Source organism: Marinactinospora thermotolerans DSM 45154 (assembly GCF_900167435.1).
GTDB lineage: Bacteria > Actinomycetota > Actinomycetes > Streptosporangiales > Streptosporangiaceae > Marinactinospora > Marinactinospora thermotolerans.
The window spans coordinates 25,262-43,869 of sequence record NZ_FUWS01000008.1; the positions used below are offsets into that span (position 1 = coordinate 25,262).

Here is an 18,608-nt window from a genome sequence, read left to right on the forward strand (position 1 = left end):
GTCGCCCGCGGGGGGCTCCGGACGAGGAACCGGCCCCGCCCGAGCGGCCGCCGGGTTCGACGGGCGCGCACGCCCGGCCCGGAGAGGAACAGCGACCGCCGGGGTCTGGTGCGGGTCCTGGGGGGCCGGGTGAGGTGCCTGGGGGTGCGGGGTATCCGGGGGCCGGTGGGCCGCCGGGTCCGGAGCGGCCGATGGGGCCGCCCGGTTCTGTGCCGCCGTCGGGTCCGGCCGGTGGGCCGCCCCCGGGCGGTCATCCGCGTGGTGGCCCGCCCGGCTCCGAATCCCGGACGCCGTCGGGGTCTGGTGCGGGTCCTGGGGGGCCGGGTGAGGTGCCTGGGGGTGCGGGGTATCCGGGGGCCGGTGGGCCGCCGGGTCCGGAGCGGCCGATGGGGCCGCCTGGTTCTGTGCCGCCGTCGGGTCCGGCCGGTGGGCCGCCCCCGGGTGGTCATCCGCCCGGCTCCGAGACCTGGATGCCGCCGGGGCCCCACCCTCACCAGGGACCGGCGCAGGGCCATGCCCAGAGCGGCTACGGGGGATACGGCGCGCCGCCCACGGGCGGGATCGCCGAGTGGTGGCAGCGGCTGGTCGCCCGCATCATCGACGCGGTGATCGTGTTCGTCCCGGTCTTCCTGGTCAACCTCCTGCTCGGCAGCGTCCTGCTCTCGGCGCGTCCGATCCTGATCGATCCGGAGACCAACCAGGTCGTCCCATCGGGATCACTGGTGGCCATGACGCTGCTGATGCTGGTCATCTCGACCGTCATCGTGCTGCTCTACGAAGGACTGTGCCTGATGAAGTGGGGGGCCACGGTCGGCAAACGGGCGCTGGGCCTGCGGGTCGTCCCGCAACGGGGACCCCGGGGAGTCGGGCTGCCGCCGGGAACCTCTTTCCTGCGCGCGCTCGCCTGGTGGATCTACGTTCCGCTGAACTTCGTTCCGGTGGTCAGCTGGTTCAGCTGGTTGTGGCCGATCATCAACGGTCTGTGGCCCTTGTGGGACCGTCCGGACCGGCAGTCGTTGAACGACAAGATCGCTCGCACGGTCGTGGTGCGCGGCTGATTCCGCGAGGAATCACATCCCCGGCGAGATCACCCGGGACGAACGGCTCCGCTCAGGTACTACATTTTGTAGTAGTTCTCGTGAGAGCGAAAGGAGCCTCGTCATGGCAACGGGGGCGTCGTGCGCCTGTGGGATGAGCCGACGGAGACTGCTGGGCGCCGCCGGAGTGGCGGGAGTCGCCGCCGTGGGAGCGAGCGGATGCGGAGGGCCCGAGCCCACGCCGCACGACAACCTGCACGGCCAGGTGATCGCGCAGACCGGTGACGTCCCCGTGGGCGGCGGCATGATCAGCATGTCCGACAAACTGGTCATCACCCAGCCCGAGGAGGGCCGGTTCAAGGCGTTCAGCGCGGTGTGCGCGCACGCGGGGTGCACCGTGCAGGAGATCACCGACCACATCCGCTGCCTGTGCCACGGCAGCCGGTTCGACATCGCGACGGGCGAGGTCCTCGCCGGCCCCGCGACCGAGCCGTTGGAGGCCTTCGAGGTGAGCGTGGACGGCACCGACATCACGCTGGTGTGAAGGAGCCGGTCCGGGTCGTGGCAGGGGCCGCGCGCCGCGACCGGAAACGGGGTGGGCGCGGGGTGCGATCGCACCCCGCGCCCACCCCGTTTCACTCCTCCGGCTCCTCCGCGTCGCGGTCCTGGCGCGCGGCCTGGTCGCGCAGCCGGGAGGAAGGCCACAGGGAGGCGTAGGGCTCCCCCCGCTCGCGGCCGATGAACTGGGTCCGGTTGCGCGGCAGGGACTCCGGAAAGTTGGTGCGGATGTAGGTGACCAGGTGCTCGCGCAGGTCGCAGCACAGGTCCCAGCGGGCGTCGGCGTCGGCCGTGGTGACCACCGCGCGCAACTCGATCAGTCCGCTCTCCAGCACGTCGGTGGCCTGGAGCGACCAGCGGCGGCCGTCCCACAGCGGGTGGGCCGAGACGAACGAGCCGACCTCGGCGCGGATCTTGTCGATCGGCACCTCCCAGTCGACGCGCAACAGGACGGCCCCGGTGATGGGGGTTCCCTGCTTGGTCCAGTTCTCGAAGGGGTTGGTGGTGAAGTGCGACACCGGTAGCACCAGCCGGCGTTCGTCCCACAACCGCAGCGTCACGTTGGTGAGGCTGAGCTCCTCGACCCGGCCCCACTCTCCCTGGAACACGACGATGTCGTTGATGCGCAGCGCGTCGCTGAAGGCGAGCTGTAGCCCGGCGAACAGGTTGCCCAGGGTGGACTGGGCGGCGACACCGGCGACGATGCCGATGAGGCCGGCGGAGGCCAAGAGCCCGGCGCCCAGCGCCCTGACCGCGGGGAAGGTGAACAGGATCGCGGCCACGGCCAGGACGCCGATGATCGTGGCGATCACCCGGCGCAGCAGCTTGACCTGCGTCTGCAGGCGCCGGGCACGCCGGTCGGCGTCACCGTTGTGGACGGCCAGCCGGTCCAAGACGATGTCGGTGATCGCGTAGGCGATGCTGAGCGCGAGCCAGGTGATCGAGGCGACCATCGCGATCTGCATGCCGTGCTCGAACGCGAGGTACCAGCTGCGCTCGTCGAAGGCGGAGCGCCCGGGCAGGGCGATGTTGGCGCCGATCACCACCGCGCTGGCGTAGGCCGGGTAGCGGCAGCGCTGCACGAGCGGCCGGACGTTGCCCCAGACCTTCGAGAGCTGGTGGGTCAGGAGCCAGTGCACGGCGGAGACCAGCCCTACCGCCACGGCGATGCAGACACCCAGGGCGATCCAGGATTCAAGCGGCACGGGAACAAAGCCCCCTCATGTCTAGGAGAATGCCCGGTATCGAACACAACCTAGACCATCCGGATACTCAATCGTGACGTTGTGAAGCGTGGTCATCGGCACGTGGGGCGCCGGGCAGGGCGATCCGGACGTGCTCACGCCGGTGGGGGTGCGAGATGTCACCGCCGCCCAGCACAATGGGGGTATGGCAGCGCAACCCCAACTGCGGCCCGCGCCCGGCTCCATCCCGACCGATCCCGGCGTCTACCGCTTCCGCGACGCGCACGGCAGGGTCATCTACGTCGGCAAGGCCAAGAACCTGCGCGCCCGCCTGTCGTCGTACTTCCAGGACTTCGCGGGCCTGCACCCGCGTACCCAGAACATGGTCTCCACCGCCGTGGACGTCGACTGGACGGTGGTGGCCACCGAGGTCGAGGCCCTCCAACTGGAGTACTCCTGGATCAAGGAGTACGAGCCGCGGTTCAACGTCCGTTACCGCGACGACAAGAGCTATCCCTACCTCGCGGTCACCCTCAACGAGGAGTTCCCCCGGGTCCAGGTCATGCGCGGGGCCAAGCGCAAGGGGGTCCGCTACTTCGGGCCCTACGGCCACGTGTGGGCCATCCGCGAGACCGTGGACCTGCTGCTGCGCGTCTTCCCGGTGCGGACCTGTTCGGCGGGGGTGTTCCGGCGGGCCCGCTCCAGCGGGCGTCCCTGCCTGCTCGGCTACATCGACAAGTGCTCGGCCCCCTGCGTCGGGCGCGTCGACGAGGCCGAGCACCGCGCGCTCGCGGAGGACTTCTGCTCCTTCCTCGCCGGCGACACCGGCCGCTTCATCAAGGAGCTGGAGGGACGGATGCGCGCCGCGGCGGCCGAGCAGGAGTACGAGCGCGCCGCCCGCATCCGTGACGACATCCAGGCGCTGACCACGGCCCTGGAGAAGCAGGCCGTCGTCCTTCCCGACAGCACCGACTGCGACGTCATCGCCTTCGCCGAGGATCCGTTGGAGGCGGCCGTCCAGGTGTTCTACGTGCGCGGCGGGCGTATCCGGGGCCAGCGCGGCTGGGTGGTCGACAAGGTCGAGGACGTGGGCACCGGAGCCCTCGTCGAGCGTTTCCTGGCCCAGACCTACGGCGGCGCGGATCCCGCCGGAGCCGGCGAGGACGCCCCTGACGGGCCGGCCGCGGTGATCCCGCGCGAGGTGCTGGTCTCGCAGCCCCCCGCCGACCTCGAAGCGGTCACCGCCTGGCTCGCCGAACGCCGCGGGGGCCGGGTCGACCTTCGGGTCCCGCAGCGCGGTGACAAGAAGGCGCTGCTGGACACGGTCGCCAAGAACGCCGAACAGACCCTGGCCCGCCACAAGACGCAGCGGGCCGGCGACCTGACCACGCGCAGCAAGGCCCTCGGCGAGATCCGCGACGCGCTCGGGCTGGACGAGGCCCCACTGCGCATCGAGTGCTACGACGTGGCCAACCTCCAGGGCACCCACGTCGTCGCCTCGATGGTGGTGTTCGAGGACGGACTGCCCCGCAAGTCGGAGTACCGCCGTTTCAGCGTCCGCGGCAGCGGCTCGGGCGGGGCCGAGCAGAACGACGTCGCCGCCATGCACGAGGTCATCCACCGCAGGTTCAGCCGCTACCTGGAGGAGAGCCAGCGCGCCGGCGAACTCGCCACCCTCGGCGACCCCGAGGCGGCGCACACGGCGGGCGGGAACGCCGGCGACTCCCGGGAACGCCCCGCGAAGTTCGCCTATCCCCCTAACCTGGTGGTGGTGGACGGGGGCAGACCCCAGGTCCAGGCCGCCCAGCGGGCGCTGGAGGAGCTGGGGATCGAGGACGTGGCGGTGTGCGGCCTGGCCAAGCGTCTGGAGGAGGTGTGGGTTCCCGACGACGAGGACCCCATCATCCTCCCGCGCGCGAGTGAGGGACTATACCTGTTCCAGCGGGTGCGCGACGAGGCGCACCGCTTCGCCAACACCTACCACCGCCAGAAGCGGGCCAAGGCGCTCACCACGAGCGCCCTTGACGAGGTTCCGGGGCTGGGGCCGGCCCGGCGCAACGCGCTGCTGCGGCACTTCGGGTCGCTGCGCAGGCTCGCCGCGGCCTCGACCGAGCAGATCGCCGAGGTTCCCGGCATCGGGGAGCGGACCGCCGCGGTGATCGCGGCGGCGTTGGCGGGTACCGGAGGCGGGCAGAGGACCGTGCAGGACGCATCAGACGAGGGCGAGCGTGAACATGGGGGATGACCAGGTGACGGAGAACCTCGGCGGAGAGCTCCCGCCGGAAATCGTCATCGTCACGGGGATGTCGGGGGCGGGACGCAGCACGGCGGCCAGGGCGTTGGAGGACCTCGACTGGTTCGTCGTCGACAACCTCCCGCCGGGGTTGCTGTTCACCATGATCGACCTCGCCGGACGGACCCAGGGCGCGGTGCCCAGGGTCGCGGCGGTCGTCGACGTGCGCAGCCTGGCCTTCACCGAGGACCTCCTGTCGACGGTCGAGGAGCTGCGCCGGCGTGGGATCGCGGCGCGGGTGCTGTTCCTGGAGGCCGGCGACGAGGCGTTGGTGCGCAGGTTCGAGGGGGTGCGCCGGCCCCACCCGCTCCAAGGCGACGGACGCCTCACCGACGGGATCACACGCGAACGCGAGCTGCTGCAGGCCATCAGGGGCGAGGCCGATCTCGTCATCGACACCTCGCAGCTCAACGTCCACCAGCTCAAGGCCAAGGTCATCGGGTTCTTCGGGGCGGCCCAGGAGGCCCACCTGCGCGCGAACGTGGTGTCCTTCGGGTACAAGTACGGCCTGCCGGTCGACGCCGACCTCGTCATCGACTGCCGTTTCCTGCCCAACCCGCACTGGGTGCCCGAGTTGCGCCCGATGACCGGCCAGGACACGCCGGTCAGCGAGTACGTGCTCTCCCAGCGCGGGGCCAAGGAACTGCTCGACGCCTACACCGAGGTGTTGCGCCTGCTCGTCGCCGGCTACCTGCGCGAGGGCAAGCACTACATGACGCTCGCGGTGGGGTGCACCGGGGGCAAGCACCGCAGCGTCGCCATGGCGGAGCGGTTCAGCGAGCGGCTGCGCGAGGAAGGGCTCGAGGTCCACGTCGTCCACCGAGATCTGGGACGCGAGTAGCGTGGAGCCCGCCGCCACCCGGATGGGCGGTGGGCGAGTGGCCGGGGCGCGTGGCGGTTCGTAGCATTGCCTTCACCCCTCAGGGCCGCCGGCGCCGGTGCGCGGCCCGCACAGCGGGCCCGTGGCCCGCGAACGGATCGGACAGAGGTACGCACACTCAGATGTCGGGCTACGAGGACGCGAACGCGGACGCCGGATACGCGGATGGGGCGCTGCCGCCACGGGTGGTGGCGCTCGGGGGCGGGCACGGTCTGTACGCCTCGCTGTCGGCGCTGCGCAGGGTCACCACCGATGTCACCGCGGTGGTGACGGTCGCGGACGACGGCGGTTCCAGCGGTCGGCTTCGACGGGAACTGGGTGTGCTGCCACCGGGTGACCTGCGCATGGCGCTGGCGGCGCTGTGCGGGGACGACGAGTGGGGGCACACCTGGAGCGAGGTGATCCAGCACCGATTCCGCTCCGAGGGCGAGCTGCACGGTCACGCGGTCGGCAACCTCCTCATCGTCGCGCTGTGGGAGCTGCTCGGCGACTCGGTCGCCGGCCTGGACTGGGTCGGCCAGCTGCTGGGGGCCCATGGCCGGGTGCTGCCGATGTCCTCGGTGCCGTTGGACATCGTCGCCGAGGTCGAGGGGGTCGACCCCGCCCGGCCACACGAGGTGACGACCGTGCGCGGCCAGGTCGCCTGCGCCAGCACCCGTGGCCGGGTGCGTTCCATCTCGCTGGTGCCCGACACCCCTCCCGCGTCGCCGCAGGCGCTCAAGGCGGTCCGCGAGGCCGACTGGGTGGTGTTCGGCCCGGGCTCGTGGTTCACCAGCGTCCTGCCCCATCTGCTGGTGCCCGACCTGGCCGAGGCGCTGGTGTCCACGCGGGCCCGCCGGGTCGTGGCGTTGAACCTGTCCCCCCAGCGGGGCGAGACCGACGACTTCGCGGCGCACACCTATCTCGAGGTGCTGGCCGCGCACGCCCCGAGGTTGCGCATCGACGTGGTGCTGGCCGACCGGGGGGTGGTCGAGGACCCCGCGGAGCTGAGCCGGGCGGTGGAGAAGCTCGGGGGGCGCCTGGTGCTGGCCGACGTGGCCGCGGCCGACGGCACGCCCCGCCACGATCCGGACCTGCTCGCCGCGGCCTTCGACGAGATCTTCCACGCGTGAGCGGATGACGCTCCGCCACGTCCGGCGATCCGGTCCGCGCGGGCGATATCGGGAATCTCTCCAACGTCGGTCACCGTCGTGAATGCGGCTCACCGCGGTGACCAGCGATGCCGGACACGCCCGCGAGGGCGTGGCGCATCTGCGATGGGCCAGTAGTCTGCCACGAAGGGCGCTCCGTTCTTCTTTCGGCGTCCGGCGTGAGCAGAATTCCAGGGGGAGGGACCGCATCCATGGCGATGACCGGCGTGGTGAAGGACGAGTTGAGCCGGCTGACCGTTCTCAAACCATGCTGCCGCAAGGCCGAGGTCTCCACGATCCTGCGCTTCACGGGTGGACTGCACCTCGTGAGCGGGCGGATCGTCATCGAGGCCGAGCTCGACACGGGGGCGGCGGCCCGGAGGCTGCGCAAGGACATCTCCGAGGTGTTCGGCCACGAGTCCGAGGTCGTCGTCCTGGCGCCGAGCGGGCTGCGCAAGGGGAACCGCTACGTGGTGCGGGTGATCAAGGACGGTGAGAGCCTGGCCCGGCAGACCGGGCTCATCGACAACAACGGCCGTCCGGTGCGCGGACTGCCCCGCCACGTCGTCGCCGGGGGCGCCTGTGACGCCGAGTCGGCGTGGCGTGGCGCCTTCATCGCGCACGGGTCGCTGACCGAACCGGGGCGGTCCATGTCCCTGGAGGTCACCTGCCCGGGCCCCGAGGCCGCGCTGGCCCTGGTGGGCGCGGCACGGCGGCTCAAGGTCCACGCCAAGGCCCGTGAGGTGCGCGGGGTGGACCGCGTGGTCGTGCGTGACGGCGACTCCATCGGCGCCCTGTTGACGCTGTTGGGCGCCCACCAGAGCGTGCTGGCCTGGGAGGAGCGCCGGATGCGGCGCGAGGTGCGGGCGACCGCCAACCGGCTGGCCAACTTCGACGACGCCAACCTCCGGCGCAGCGCGCGCGCCGCGGTGGCCGCGGGGGCCAGGGTGGAGCGCGCGTTGGAGATCCTGGGCGACGACGCCCCCGACCACCTGGTCGCGGCGGGGCGGCTGCGCCTGTCGCACAAGCAGGCGTCGCTGGAGGAGCTGGGGCAGCTCTCCGACCCGCCGTTGACCAAGGACGCCATCGCCGGTCGTATCCGAAGGCTGCTCGCGATGGCGGACAAGCGGGCGGCAGACCTGGGGATCCCCGGCACCGAGGCCAACCTGACGCCCGACATGCTGGTTCCCTGAACACGGTGGCGCGCGCGGCCGGGATGGGGCAAAATTTCGCCGAAATGGTCTAGACCCTTTTCGGGGCGGGTGCAAGGATGGTCCCCCGGCACCCGGCGTCGCCGTGACGGGCGGGCCCACCGCCTCTGCCTGCCGGGATTCCGATAGGGTCGGTAACGACCCCAGACGCACGTCCCCGCACGCGAGGGACGCGCCGGGCCGCGATCAGCGACTCATCGATACGTGAGGAGATTGGTTCCGTGACCATCCGTGTAGGCGTGAACGGCTTCGGTCGGATCGGCCGCAACTTCTGGCGTGCGGTCCAGGCCGCCGGGGGCAGCGATGTCGAAATCGTCGCGGTCAACGACCTCACCGACAACGCCACGCTCGCGCACCTGCTCAAGTACGACACCGTCCTCGGCACCCTGGACGGCGAGGTCGAGGTCGGCGAGGACAGCATCAGCGTCGGCGGCAAGAGCATCAAGGCCCTCGCCGAGCGCGACCCCGCCGCCCTGCCCTGGGGCGACCTGGGCGTCGACGTCGTCATCGAGTCGACCGGCCGCTTCACCAAGGCCGAGGACGCCAAGAAGCACATCGAGGCCGGCGCCAAGAAGGTCATCATCTCCGCCCCGGCCAAGGGCGAGGACCTGACCGTCGTCATGGGCGTCAACGACGACAAGTACGACCCCGCCAAGCACCACGTGGTGTCCAACGCCTCCTGCACCACCAACTGCGTGGCGCCGATGGCCAAGACGCTGCTGGACAACTTCGGCATCGTCAAGGGCCTGATGACCACGGTCCACGCCTACACCAACGACCAGGTCATCCTCGACTTCCCGCACAAGGACCTGCGTCGCGCCCGCGCCGCCGCGCAGAACATCATCCCCACCACCACCGGTGCCGCCAAGGCCACCGCGCTGGTGCTGCCCGAGCTCAAGGGCAAGCTCGACGGTCTGGCGATGCGCGTTCCGGTGCCGGACGGCTCGGTCACCGACCTCGTGGTCACCCTGGAGCGCGAGGTCACCAAGGAGGAGGTCAACGCGGCGTTCAAGGCCGCCGCTGAGGGCCCGCTCAAGGACGTCCTGCGCTACACCGAGGACCAGATCGTCTCCTCCGACATCGTCGGCACCTCGCCCTCCTGCACGTTCGACGCGAGCCTGACCATGGCCTTCGGCAACCAGGTCAAGATCGTGGGCTGGTACGACAACGAGTGGGGTTACTCCAACCGTCTCGTCGACGTCGTCAAGCTCGTCGGCGCCGGTCTGTAGACGCCGTCCACGGCATCCGGTGACGCCCTTCCCCGCGGGGAAGGGCGTCACCGCCCATGTACACGCCTTCTCAGGAGGGAAGCAGCATGCGGACGATCGAGGACCTCGACGTCACGGGCCGCGGCGTCTTCGTCCGGGCCGACCTGAACGTGCCGTTGGACGGTGACCGCATCACCGACGACGGCCGTATCCGGGCGAGCCTGCCCACCATCAACGCGCTGCGCGAGCGCGGCGCGCGCGTCATCGTCGGAGCGCACCTGGGCCGCCCCAAGGGCCAGGTCAAGCCCGAGTTCTCGCTGCGCCCGGTCGCCGCGCGCCTGGGCGAGCTGCTCGGTGCCGAGGTGCGCTTCGCCACCGACACCGCGGGCGAGTCCGCTCGTGAGGTCGCCGGCGCGCTCGCCGACGGCGAGGTCGCGCTGGTGGAGAACCTGCGTTTCGAGCCCGGCGAGACCAGCAAGGACGACGCCGAGCGCGGGGAGTTCGCCGACCGGCTGGCCGCGCTGGCCGATCTCTACGTGGGCGACGGTTTCGGCGCCGTGCACCGCAAGCACGCCAGCGTCTTCGACCTGCCGCGCCGCCTGCCGCACGCCGCGGGCCGCCTGGTCTTCACCGAGATCGACGTGCTGCGCCGGCTCACGGAGTCTCCGCAGCGTCCCTACGCGGTGGTGCTCGGCGGCTCCAAGGTCTCCGACAAGCTCGGGGTGATCGAGAACCTGCTCGGCACCGCCGACCGCATCCTCATCGGCGGTGGCATGGCCTACACCTTCCTCGCGGCCCAGGGGCACGAGGTCGGCACCAGCCTGCTGGAGCGCGACCAGATCGACACGGTCCAGGAGTACCTGCGCCGGGCGGCCGACAAGGGCGTGGAGTTCGTCCTGCCCGTGGACGTCGTGACCGCGGACCGCTTCGCCGCCGACGCCGACCGCCAGATCGTCGACGCCGACTCCATCCCGGCCGACCGGATGGGCCTGGACATCGGTCCGCGCTCCGCCGAGCTGTTCGCGGCCAAGCTCGCCGACGCTCAGACGGTCTTCTGGAACGGGCCGATGGGCGTGTTCGAAATGGAGCCGTTCGCCGGCGGGACCCGGGCGGTGGCCCAGGGCCTCATCGACTCCGGCGCCTTCACCGTGGTCGGTGGCGGGGACTCCGCCGCCGCGGTGCGTTCGCTCGGTTTCGACGAGAAGGCCTTCGGTCACATCTCCACCGGTGGTGGAGCCAGCCTGGAGTACCTCGAAGGCAAGACGCTGCCCGGTATCGCGGCACTGGAAGACGAGTAGGAAACCCCCATGGCCAACGCCAAGCGCAAGCCGCTGATCGCGGGCAACTGGAAGCTGAACAACAACCACTTCGAGTCGATCAAGCTGGTTCAGCAGCTCGCGTTCTCCCTCAACGACGCCGACTTCGACGCCACCGAGGTCGTGGTGCTCCCGCCCTTCACCAGCCTGCGCAGCGTGCAGACGCTGGTCGACGGCGACAAGCTGAACATCGGGTACGGGGCCCAGGACATCTCCCAGCATGAGAAGGGCGCCTACACCGGTGAGATCTCCGGTGGGATGCTCGCCAAGCTCGGCTGCTCCTACGTGCTGGTCGGTCACTCCGAGCGGCGCCAGTACCACCGGGAGGACGACGCGATCGTCAACGCCAAGGCCAAGGCGGCGCTGGCGTCCGACATCACCCCGATCCTGTGCCTGGGCGAGGGGCTGGACGTGCGCAAGGCCGGCGACCAGGTCGCCTACACCCTCGCCCAGCTGGAGGCCGGGGTGAAGGACCTCACCGAGGAGCAGGTCCGTCGTCTGGTGATCGCCTACGAGCCCGTCTGGGCGATCGGTACCGGCGAGGTGGCCACGCCCGAGGACGCCCAGGAGGTGTGCGGGGCGCTGCGCGTGCGTCTGGGCGAGCTGTACACGCCTGAGGCGTCGCGCGAGACCCGCATCCTCTACGGCGGATCGGTCAAGGCCGACAACATCGCCGGCATCATGGCCAAGAGCGACGTGGACGGTGCCCTGGTGGGCGGCGCCTCCCTCAAGGCCGAGGAGTTCGTCAAGCTGGTCCGCTTCCGCGACCAGGGATGACGTGGCGCGGTGGGGCGGGTGGAGCACCCGTCCCACCGCCATCCGACGGGAACCGGCCCGCGCCGCCGCGGGCCGGGGTAAAATCGAGTATTGTCCCGGGCCCCTACGCCGGGCCTCCGGTCGAACCGGGCGGCGCACCAAGGTCGCGGGGCCCTCAGGTCGTCGATCCCCCTGGTGGGGCTTGAGTTACGGGTGAGCACGTGATCCTGGGTCTGTCCATCGTCGTGATGCTCTGCAGCGTCTTGCTGATCATGCTGGTGCTGCTCCACAAGGGCAAGGGCGGCGGCCTCTCCGACCTGTTCGGCGGCGGTGTCACCTCCTCCCTGGGCGGATCGTCCGTGGTCGAGCGCAATCTCGACCGCCTGACGATCGTCACCGCGCTGTTGTGGATCGTGTGCGTCGTCGTGCTCGGCCTGTTGATCAACCGGGGGGCTTGATCCCTCTTACGTAATCGTGCCCGCGCGGCCCGGGCGCGCGCCCGGCACTGACGCGACCGTGCGGAGCGCGCATCGAGTTTCCCCTCGCGGGGGGCTTGTTCGCCGAAGGAGTTTTTTCGTGGGTAGTGGCAGCGCCATTCGTGGCAGCCGCGTTGGTGCAGGACCGATGGGCGAGGCCGAGCGCGGCGAGTCCGCGCCGCGCATCCGGGTCCCCTTCTACTGCGCCAACAAGCATGAGGTCGTGCCGAGCTTCTCGCACGAGGCGCAGGTCCCCGACGAATGGGACTGCCCCCGGTGTGGTTTCCCCGCTGGCAAGGACCCGGACAACCCGCCCGCTCCGCCGCGCACCGAGCCCTACAAGACGCACCTGGCCTACGTGAAGGAGCGCCGCAGCGACGCCGACGGCCAGGCCATCCTGGAGGAGGCGCTGGCCAAGCTCCGCGCCGACCGTGCCGCCGTCGAGGCCGCGATGCGGGGGTGACCCCGCCTTACGACGCGCCCGCCCCTCATGTCCGGGTGGGCGCGTCGTCGTTTTCACGGGGTCCCTCGACGGGCGGGGTCGGTGTCCGTCCGCCCAGCCGGCGGGTCAGCTCGGCCGCCGCGTCGCGGACCCGTCCGGCCAGTGCCGTGTCCGTGACCGGCCGGGCCTGGGGAACGGTCAGGCTGATCGCGGCGACCGGTGTCCCGTTGTGGTCGAAGGCCGCCGCGGCGACCGACCGGAACCCCTCGGTGACCTGGCCCTCCTCGGCGGACCAGCCGCGGCGGCGTTCCAGCGCCAACGTGTCGCGCAGCTCGCCGGGGGAGCCTGGACCGAGTCCGGTGCGGCTGACGAAGCGCGCGGTGTCGGGATACAGGGCGCGGACCTGTGCGCGGGGCAGGTGGGCGAGGAGCGCGCGGCCGGATGCGGTCAGGTGGGCCGGAAGCCGCACCCCCACCCCGGTGATCAGCGCCGGGGCGTGTGCCGGGCGCTCCTTGAGCAGGTAGAGGGTGTCGCGGCCGTGCAGGACACCGAGATGGGCGGTCGCGCCGGTCTCCTGGGGCAGCCGGGCGAGGAGGGGGCGGGCCAGCCGCTCCAACGGGTCGTGGCGCAGGTAGGCCGATCCGACCTCGAAGGCGGCGACGCCCAGGCCCCAACGGCGTTCCTCGGGAAGGTGCGTGACGAACCCCTCCGCCGCCATGGCCTGGAGGAGCTGATAGGCGCTCGACCGGGGGAGTTCCAGGGCGCGGGCAACGGCCCCGGCCGTCACGGGCCCGGGCCGGGCGGCGAGAAAGCGCAGGACGCGTAGGGCGCGGGTGGCCGAGGGGACGTGGGACATGGGGGAATTGTCGCCGCTGGGGGAGCGGTCGGGAAGCCCGGGGGAGAGGACCGGGAATTTAGTTTAAGATTCAACTGTTTACCAGGGTGGGAAACAGAGAAGCGACCAGGGAGCCCGAACATGAGCGTGCAACCGGCGGGAATCCACCACGTCACCGCGATCGCCGGCGACCCCCAGGCCAACGCCGACTTCTACCTCAACGCACTGGGGATGCGCCTGGTCAAGCGGACCGTCAACTTCGACTCTCCCGACACCTACCACCTCTACTACGGCGACCGAGCGGGCAACCCCGGGACGATCATGACCTTCTTCCCGTGGCCGGGCGCGCCCAAGGGACGCCTGGGCGCCGGACAGGCGACGGTCACCTCCTTCTCCGTGCCCGAGGGATCGATCGGCTGGTGGCAGCGTCATCTCGCCGCGCTGGGGGTGGAGGCCACCCGCCCGACCGAACGGTTGACGGAGGACGTGCTGAGCCTGCGCGATCCCGACGGACTCGTCCTCGAACTGGTCGCCGGCCCCGACCACCACGACACCGACCCCTGGGACGGCGGGGCCGTACCGGTCGAACACGCCATCCGGGGCATCCGCTCGGTGACGCTGACCGAGCACGACCACGAGCGCACCGCCGACATGCTGGCCGGGCGGCTCGGATTCACCCTGGCCGGCGAGGAGGAGGGCCGTCTGCGCTTCCGCACCGCCGGCGCGGCCGACGGCGTCGGCACCCTCCTCGACGTGGTCGCCGCGCCAAAGGCCCCCCGCGGCCACGTCGCGGCGGGCACCGTCCACCACGTCGCCTACCGGGCCCCCGACCAGGAGGCCCAGAGCGCGTGGCGCAGCGCCCTGCTGGAGGACGGCGTCGACGTCACCGAGATCCGCGACCGCTCCTACTTCACCTCGATCTACTTCCGCGAGCCCGGTGGGGTGCTGCTGGAGATCGCCACCGACGGCCCCGGGTTCGACTACGACGAGCCCCTGCTGGAGCTGGGACGCCGGCTGAAGCTTCCGCCGTGGCTGGAGCCCAACCGCGCCCAGATCGAGAAGTCCCTGCCCGCCGTCACGTTCGGGGAGGAGGGGTGAGCGCCCTCGGCTTCGTCCACCTCTTCGAACCCGCCACACGGCCGGACGCCGACACCCTCCTCCTGCTGCACGGGACCGGGGGCGACGAACACGACCTGCTCGGGCTCGGCCGGACGCTGGCGCCGGGCGCCGCGTTGCTGTCGCCACGGGGCAAGGTCGACGAGAACGGCGCGGGCCGCTGGTTCCGCAGGGTGCGGGAGGGTGTGTTCGACGTGGACGACGTCATCCGCCGCGCCCACGAACTCGGTGACTTCGTCGAGGAGGCGGCCGGTGCGTACGGCGTCGACCCGTCCGGGCTGACCGCCGTCGGTTTCTCCAACGGCGCCAACATCGCGGCCGCGTTGCTCCTGCTGCGTCCGGGGCTGCTGCGCGCGGCCGTCCTCCTGGCGCCGGCGGCCCCGTTGCAGGGACGCCGGCCCGAACCGGTGGACCTGACGGGGACCCGGGTGTTCGTCGGGGCGGGAACCAGCGACCCGATCACCCCGTTGGACCAGGCGGAGCTGCTCGTGGAGCAGCTTCGCGAGCGCGGCGCGGACGTGTGGTTGCGGACGCACGCCGGCGGCCACGCTCCCTCCCCCGAGGTGGTGGCCGACGCGCGGACCTGGCTGGCGGGTCCGCGGCCGGCCTCCTGACAACGACGTCTCCCCAGCCGCGCGTCCGTCCCGCGCGGATCGGAAGGGCGCCCCACAAGGGCGCCCTTCCCCGTCCCGCCCACCGGCACGGTCCGCCAGGACCGGCGAGGGACCCCGCGGCCGGCCCGTCGCCGTGACGAGAGGCCGGTACCGGCCGGACCTTCCGGCCCGGGACTCCACGGCACGGCCCGCCCACGGGGCCGCGTCCCCCGGGGCGTCTGAAATACCGGACACGATCGCCGTGCCGCTTCCCCGCGCGCGGCCCTTCCTGTCGTCCAATGGGGGCATGTCCGCCTTCGTCTCCATCAGCCCCACCCCCCTGGCCCCACGGCACGTCGTCGAGGTCGCCCGACACGACACACCGGTACGTCTCAGCGACGAGGCGCGCACGGCGCTGGCCCGGGGACGCGAGCATGTCGACGCGCTGGCCGGCAGGGACCAGCCCGCCTACGGCGTGAGCACCGGATTCGGGGCGCTGGCCACGCGCTTCATCACCCCGGGTCTCAGGGCCCGGCTCCAACGCTCGTTGATCCGCTCGCACGCCGCCAGCACCGGCCCCGAAGTCGAGCGCGAGGTCGTGCGCGCCCTGATGCTGCTGCGGCTGCGCACCCTGGCCTCCGGACGTACCGGCGTGCGCCCACGGACCGCCGAAACGCTCGCCGCCCTGCTCAACAGCGGGATCACCCCGGTCGTCTACGAGTACGGCAGCCTGGGATGCTCGGGGGACCTCGCGCCCCTGGCCCACGTGGCGCTGGCCCTCACCGGCGAGGGGGAGGTGCGCGACAGGGAGGGGCGGATACGCCCGGCCGCGGAGGCGCTGCGCGAGGCGGGACTGGAGCCGGTCGAGCTCGTCGCGAAGGAGGGGCTCGCGCTCATCAACGGGACCGACGGCATGCTGGGCATGCTCGTCCTGGCCTGCCACGACCTGCGCGCCCTCCTGGGCGTCGCCGACGTCAGCGCGGCGATGAGCGTGGAGGCGCTGCTCGGTACGGACCGGGTGTTCGCCGCCGACCTCCAGGAACTGCGCCCCCACCCCGGCCAAGGGGTCGCGGCGGCCAACATGCGCGCGCTGCTCGCCGACTCGCCGATCGTCGCCTCCCATCGGGGCCCCGACTGCACGCGCGTCCAAGACGCCTATTCGCTGCGCTGCGCGCCGCAGGTCGCCGGCGCGGCCCGCGACACGCTGGCGCACGCCGAGACGGTGGCGGCGCGCGAACTCGCCTCGGTCATCGACAACCCGGTCGTCCTGGCCGACGGAAGGGTCGAGTCCAACGGCAACTTCCACGGCGCGCCGCTGGCCTACGTGCTGGACTTCCTGGCGATCGCCGTCGCCGACGTGGCCTCGATCGCCGAACGGCGTACCGACCGGATGCTCGATGTCGCCCGCTCCCACGGCCTGCCCGCCTTCCTCGCCGACGACCCCGGGGTGGACTCGGGGTACATGATCGCCCAGTACACCCAGTCGGCGATCGTCGCCGAGCTCAAACGGCTCGCGGTTCCCGCCTCCGTCGACTCCATCCCCGGGTCGGCCATGCAGGAGGACCACGTCTCCATGGGCTGGTCCGCCGCCCGCAAACTACGCCGGGCCCTCGACGGGCTCACCGACGTGCTGGCCGTCGAACTGTTGACCGCCGCCCGAGCGCTGGACCTGCGCGCCCCCTTGGCGCCGGCCCCCGCCACCGCCGCCGTCGTCTCCGCGGTGCGCGCCCACGTCCCGGGGCCCGGTCCCGACCGGCACCTGGCCCCCGAGATCGCCGCCGTCGCCCGCCTTGTACGCGACGGCACCATCCTCGCCGCGGCCCGTTCCGCGGCCCGGATCGACTGAACCGGCAGGAAGGAACCGGCATGGACAACGGAGCACCCCGCACCGTGCGCGCGCCCCGCGGCGCCACCCTGACCGCCAAGGGCTGGCAACAGGAGGCGGCGCTGCGGATGCTGCACAACAACCTCGACCCGGAGGTCGCCGAACGCCCCGACGACCTCGTCGTCTACGGCGGGACCGGGCGGGCCGCGCGCGACTGGCGCAGCTTCGACCGGATCACCGCCTCCCTGCGCGAGCTGGCCGACGACGAGACGCTGCTCGTACAGTCCGGACGCCCGGCGGGGATCCTGCGCACCTCCGAATGGGCGCCGCGGGTGCTCATCGCCAACGCCAACCTCGTCCCCGACTGGGCCAACTGGGAGGAGTTCCGCCGCCTCGACGCGCTGGGCCTGACCATGTACGGGCAGATGACCGCGGGCTCGTGGGTCTACATCGGTACCCAGGGCATCCTCCAGGGCACCTACGAGACCTTCGCCGCGGTCGCCGCCAAGAGGTACGGCGGCAGCCTGGCCGGAACGCTCACGGTCACCGCGGGGCTGGGAGGCATGGGGGGCGCGCAGCCGCTCGCCGTCACGATGAACGGGGGCGTCGCGATCGTCGTGGAGTGCGACGAGGAGCGGATCCGACGCCGCCTGCGCACCGGCTACCTCGACGTACGCGCCGACGACGTCGACGAGGCGGTGCGCCTGGCCGAGGCGGCGCGCGCCGACCGCCGCCCCTTGTCCGTCGCCGTTCCCGGCAACGCCGCCCTGGTCCTGCCGGAGCTGTTGCGCCGCGGCGTCCCCGTCGACGTCGTCACCGACCAGACGTCGGCGCACGACCCGCTCAGCTACCTGCCGGCCGACGTCGCCTTCGAGGAGTGGCACTCCCGCGCCGACGCCGACCCCGAGGGGTTCACCCGCCGGGCCCGCGAGTCGATGGCCGCGCACGTCGAGGCGATGGTCGGCTTCCGCGACGCGGGGGCGGAGGTGTTCGACTACGGCAACTCCATCCGCGACGAGGCCCGGCGCGCCGGCTACGACCGGGCGTTCGAGATCCCCGGCTTCGTCCCCGCCTACATCCGGCCGCTGTTTTGCGAGGGGAAGGGACCGTTCCGGTGGGTGGCCCTGTCGGGGGACCCGGCCGACATCGCGCGGACCGACCAGGCCGTGCTCGACCTGTTCCCCGACAACGAGCCGCTCGCCCGGTGGATCCGCCTGGCCAGGGAGAAGGTCGCCTTCCAGGGGCTTCCCGCCCGCATCTGCTGGCTCGGCCAGGGCGAGCGGGCCGCCGCCGGCCTGCGCTTCAACGAGCTCGTCGCCGCCGGCGAGGTGGGCGCGCCCCTGGCGATCGGCCGCGACCACCTCGACACGGGATCGGTCGCCTCGCCCTACCGCGAGACCGAGGCGATGCTGGACGGCTCCGACGCGATCGCCGACTGGCCGCTGCTCAACGCGCTGGTCAACACCGCCTCGGGGGCGTCGTGGGTGTCGATCCACCATGGCGGCGGGGTGGGCATGGGCCGCTCCGTCCACGCCGGCCAGGTCAGCGTCGCGGACGGGACCGCGCTCGCCGCGGCCAAGCTCGAACGGGTCCTCACCAACGACCCGGCGACCGGGGTGTTGCGCCACGTCGACGCGGGCTACCCCCAGGCGGAGGAGACCGCGCGGCGGCATGGGCTACGGGCACCGATGCGCGAGGGGTGAGCGGCTCGTCCAACGGCGCGCGACCCGGCCGACCGGCGGAGAGGG

At 72.0% G+C, this 18,608-nt stretch carries 17 protein-coding genes; 15 read left to right on the plus strand and 2 right to left on the minus strand.

Features of this window, described 5'->3' with window-relative positions; all coding sequences use genetic code 11:
* The first annotated feature begins 470 nt into the window (after positions 1 to 470).
* Positions 471 to 1,058, plus strand: coding sequence for an RDD family protein (locus tag B5D66_RS15070; protein ID WP_144390148.1), 588 nt, complete (start codon positions 471 to 473; stop codon positions 1,056 to 1,058).
* 103 nt (positions 1,059 to 1,161) lie between these two features.
* Positions 1,162 to 1,581, plus strand: coding sequence for a Rieske (2Fe-2S) protein (locus B5D66_RS15075; RefSeq protein WP_235001016.1), 420 nt, complete (start codon positions 1,162 to 1,164; stop codon positions 1,579 to 1,581).
* 91 nt (positions 1,582 to 1,672) lie between these two features.
* Here the strand turns inward: B5D66_RS15075 and B5D66_RS15080 are convergent, their stop codons facing one another.
* Positions 1,673 to 2,800: a mechanosensitive ion channel family protein gene (locus B5D66_RS15080; RefSeq protein ID WP_078762385.1), complete on the minus strand. Its 1,128-nt coding sequence runs from the start codon at positions 2,798 to 2,800 to the stop codon at positions 1,673 to 1,675.
* 184 nt (positions 2,801 to 2,984) lie between these two features.
* On the opposite strand from B5D66_RS15080, the gene uvrC reads away from it, so the two are divergent.
* The 9 genes from uvrC to B5D66_RS15125 all read left to right on the plus strand — a co-directional run bounded on the left by uvrC (position 2,985) and on the right by B5D66_RS15125 (position 12,512).
* Positions 2,985 to 5,024, plus strand: a complete 2,040-nt coding sequence (gene uvrC / locus B5D66_RS15085; protein ID WP_078762577.1) for an excinuclease ABC subunit UvrC — start codon at positions 2,985 to 2,987, stop codon at positions 5,022 to 5,024.
* 4 nt (positions 5,025 to 5,028) lie between these two features.
* A complete protein-coding gene (gene rapZ / locus B5D66_RS15090) occupies positions 5,029 to 5,913 on the plus strand; it encodes an RNase adapter RapZ (protein WP_078762578.1) in 885 nt (294 codons plus the stop codon).
* Between the two features lie 161 nt (positions 5,914 to 6,074).
* Entirely contained in the window at positions 6,075 to 7,064 is a 990-nt protein-coding gene (locus B5D66_RS15095; protein WP_078762386.1) for a gluconeogenesis factor YvcK family protein, read from the plus strand.
* A gap of 230 nt (positions 7,065 to 7,294) precedes the next feature.
* Entirely contained in the window at positions 7,295 to 8,275 is a 981-nt protein-coding gene (whiA, locus tag B5D66_RS15100; protein ID WP_078762387.1) for a DNA-binding protein WhiA, read from the plus strand.
* Between the two features lie 239 nt (positions 8,276 to 8,514).
* Positions 8,515 to 9,522, plus strand: a complete 1,008-nt coding sequence (gap, locus tag B5D66_RS15105; RefSeq protein ID WP_078762388.1) for a type I glyceraldehyde-3-phosphate dehydrogenase — start codon at positions 8,515 to 8,517, stop codon at positions 9,520 to 9,522.
* A gap of 86 nt (positions 9,523 to 9,608) precedes the next feature.
* Complete coding sequence (locus B5D66_RS15110) at positions 9,609 to 10,799, plus strand: phosphoglycerate kinase (RefSeq protein WP_078762389.1); 1,191 nt, start codon at positions 9,609 to 9,611, stop codon at positions 10,797 to 10,799.
* A 9-nt stretch (positions 10,800 to 10,808) separates the two neighbouring features.
* Positions 10,809 to 11,594, plus strand: coding sequence for a triose-phosphate isomerase (gene tpiA / locus B5D66_RS15115; protein ID WP_078762390.1), 786 nt, complete (start codon positions 10,809 to 10,811; stop codon positions 11,592 to 11,594).
* A gap of 200 nt (positions 11,595 to 11,794) precedes the next feature.
* Positions 11,795 to 12,031, plus strand: a complete 237-nt coding sequence (secG, locus tag B5D66_RS15120) for a preprotein translocase subunit SecG (RefSeq protein WP_078762391.1) — start codon at positions 11,795 to 11,797, stop codon at positions 12,029 to 12,031.
* A gap of 118 nt (positions 12,032 to 12,149) precedes the next feature.
* A complete protein-coding gene (locus B5D66_RS15125) occupies positions 12,150 to 12,512 on the plus strand; it encodes an RNA polymerase-binding protein RbpA (RefSeq protein ID WP_078762392.1) in 363 nt (120 codons plus the stop codon).
* 25 nt (positions 12,513 to 12,537) lie between these two features.
* Here B5D66_RS15125 and B5D66_RS15130 read toward each other — a convergent pair whose 3' ends face one another.
* Positions 12,538 to 13,347: an IclR family transcriptional regulator gene (locus B5D66_RS15130; RefSeq protein ID WP_078762393.1), complete on the minus strand. Its 810-nt coding sequence runs from the start codon at positions 13,345 to 13,347 to the stop codon at positions 12,538 to 12,540.
* 120 nt (positions 13,348 to 13,467) lie between these two features.
* Here B5D66_RS15130 and B5D66_RS15135 point away from each other — a divergent pair, with 120 nt between their 5' ends.
* The 4 genes from B5D66_RS15135 (at position 13,468) to hutU (ending at position 18,563) form a co-directional block, all read left to right on the plus strand.
* On the plus strand, positions 13,468 to 14,424 hold the full coding sequence (locus B5D66_RS15135; protein WP_078762394.1) for a ring-cleaving dioxygenase: 957 nt from the start codon (positions 13,468 to 13,470) through the stop codon (positions 14,422 to 14,424).
* On the plus strand, positions 14,421 to 15,056 hold the full coding sequence (locus tag B5D66_RS15140; RefSeq protein ID WP_078762395.1) for an alpha/beta hydrolase: 636 nt from the start codon (positions 14,421 to 14,423) through the stop codon (positions 15,054 to 15,056). Before B5D66_RS15135 ends, B5D66_RS15140 begins: the two co-directional genes overlap by 4 nt.
* Positions 15,057 to 15,342: 286 nt before the next feature.
* Positions 15,343 to 16,881 (plus strand): histidine ammonia-lyase, encoded by a 1,539-nt coding sequence (hutH, locus tag B5D66_RS15145; protein WP_078762579.1) that lies wholly within the window; start codon positions 15,343 to 15,345, stop codon positions 16,879 to 16,881.
* Between the two features lie 20 nt (positions 16,882 to 16,901).
* Positions 16,902 to 18,563 (plus strand): urocanate hydratase, encoded by a 1,662-nt coding sequence (gene hutU / locus B5D66_RS15150; RefSeq protein ID WP_078762396.1) that lies wholly within the window; start codon positions 16,902 to 16,904, stop codon positions 18,561 to 18,563.
* The last annotated feature ends 45 nt before the right edge of the window (positions 18,564 to 18,608 follow it).

Coding starts and splice junctions, on each gene's coding strand:
- B5D66_RS15070 (WP_144390148.1), top strand. CDS start 471: ATGCCGCCGGGGCCCCACCCTCACCAGGGACCGGCGCAGGGCCATGCC.
- B5D66_RS15075 (WP_235001016.1), top strand. CDS start 1,162: ATGGCAACGGGGGCGTCGTGCGCCTGTGGGATGAGCCGACGGAGACTG.
- uvrC (WP_078762577.1), top strand. CDS start 2,985: ATGGCAGCGCAACCCCAACTGCGGCCCGCGCCCGGCTCCATCCCGACC.
- B5D66_RS15095 (WP_078762386.1), top strand. CDS start 6,075: ATGTCGGGCTACGAGGACGCGAACGCGGACGCCGGATACGCGGATGGG.
- whiA (WP_078762387.1), top strand. CDS start 7,295: ATGGCGATGACCGGCGTGGTGAAGGACGAGTTGAGCCGGCTGACCGTT.
- B5D66_RS15110 (WP_078762389.1), top strand. CDS start 9,609: ATGCGGACGATCGAGGACCTCGACGTCACGGGCCGCGGCGTCTTCGTC.
- tpiA (WP_078762390.1), top strand. CDS start 10,809: ATGGCCAACGCCAAGCGCAAGCCGCTGATCGCGGGCAACTGGAAGCTG.
- B5D66_RS15130 (WP_078762393.1), bottom strand. CDS start 13,347: ATGTCCCACGTCCCCTCGGCCACCCGCGCCCTACGCGTCCTGCGCTTT.
- B5D66_RS15135 (WP_078762394.1), top strand. CDS start 13,468: ATGAGCGTGCAACCGGCGGGAATCCACCACGTCACCGCGATCGCCGGC.
- hutH (WP_078762579.1), top strand. CDS start 15,343: ATGTCCGCCTTCGTCTCCATCAGCCCCACCCCCCTGGCCCCACGGCAC.
- hutU (WP_078762396.1), top strand. CDS start 16,902: ATGGACAACGGAGCACCCCGCACCGTGCGCGCGCCCCGCGGCGCCACC.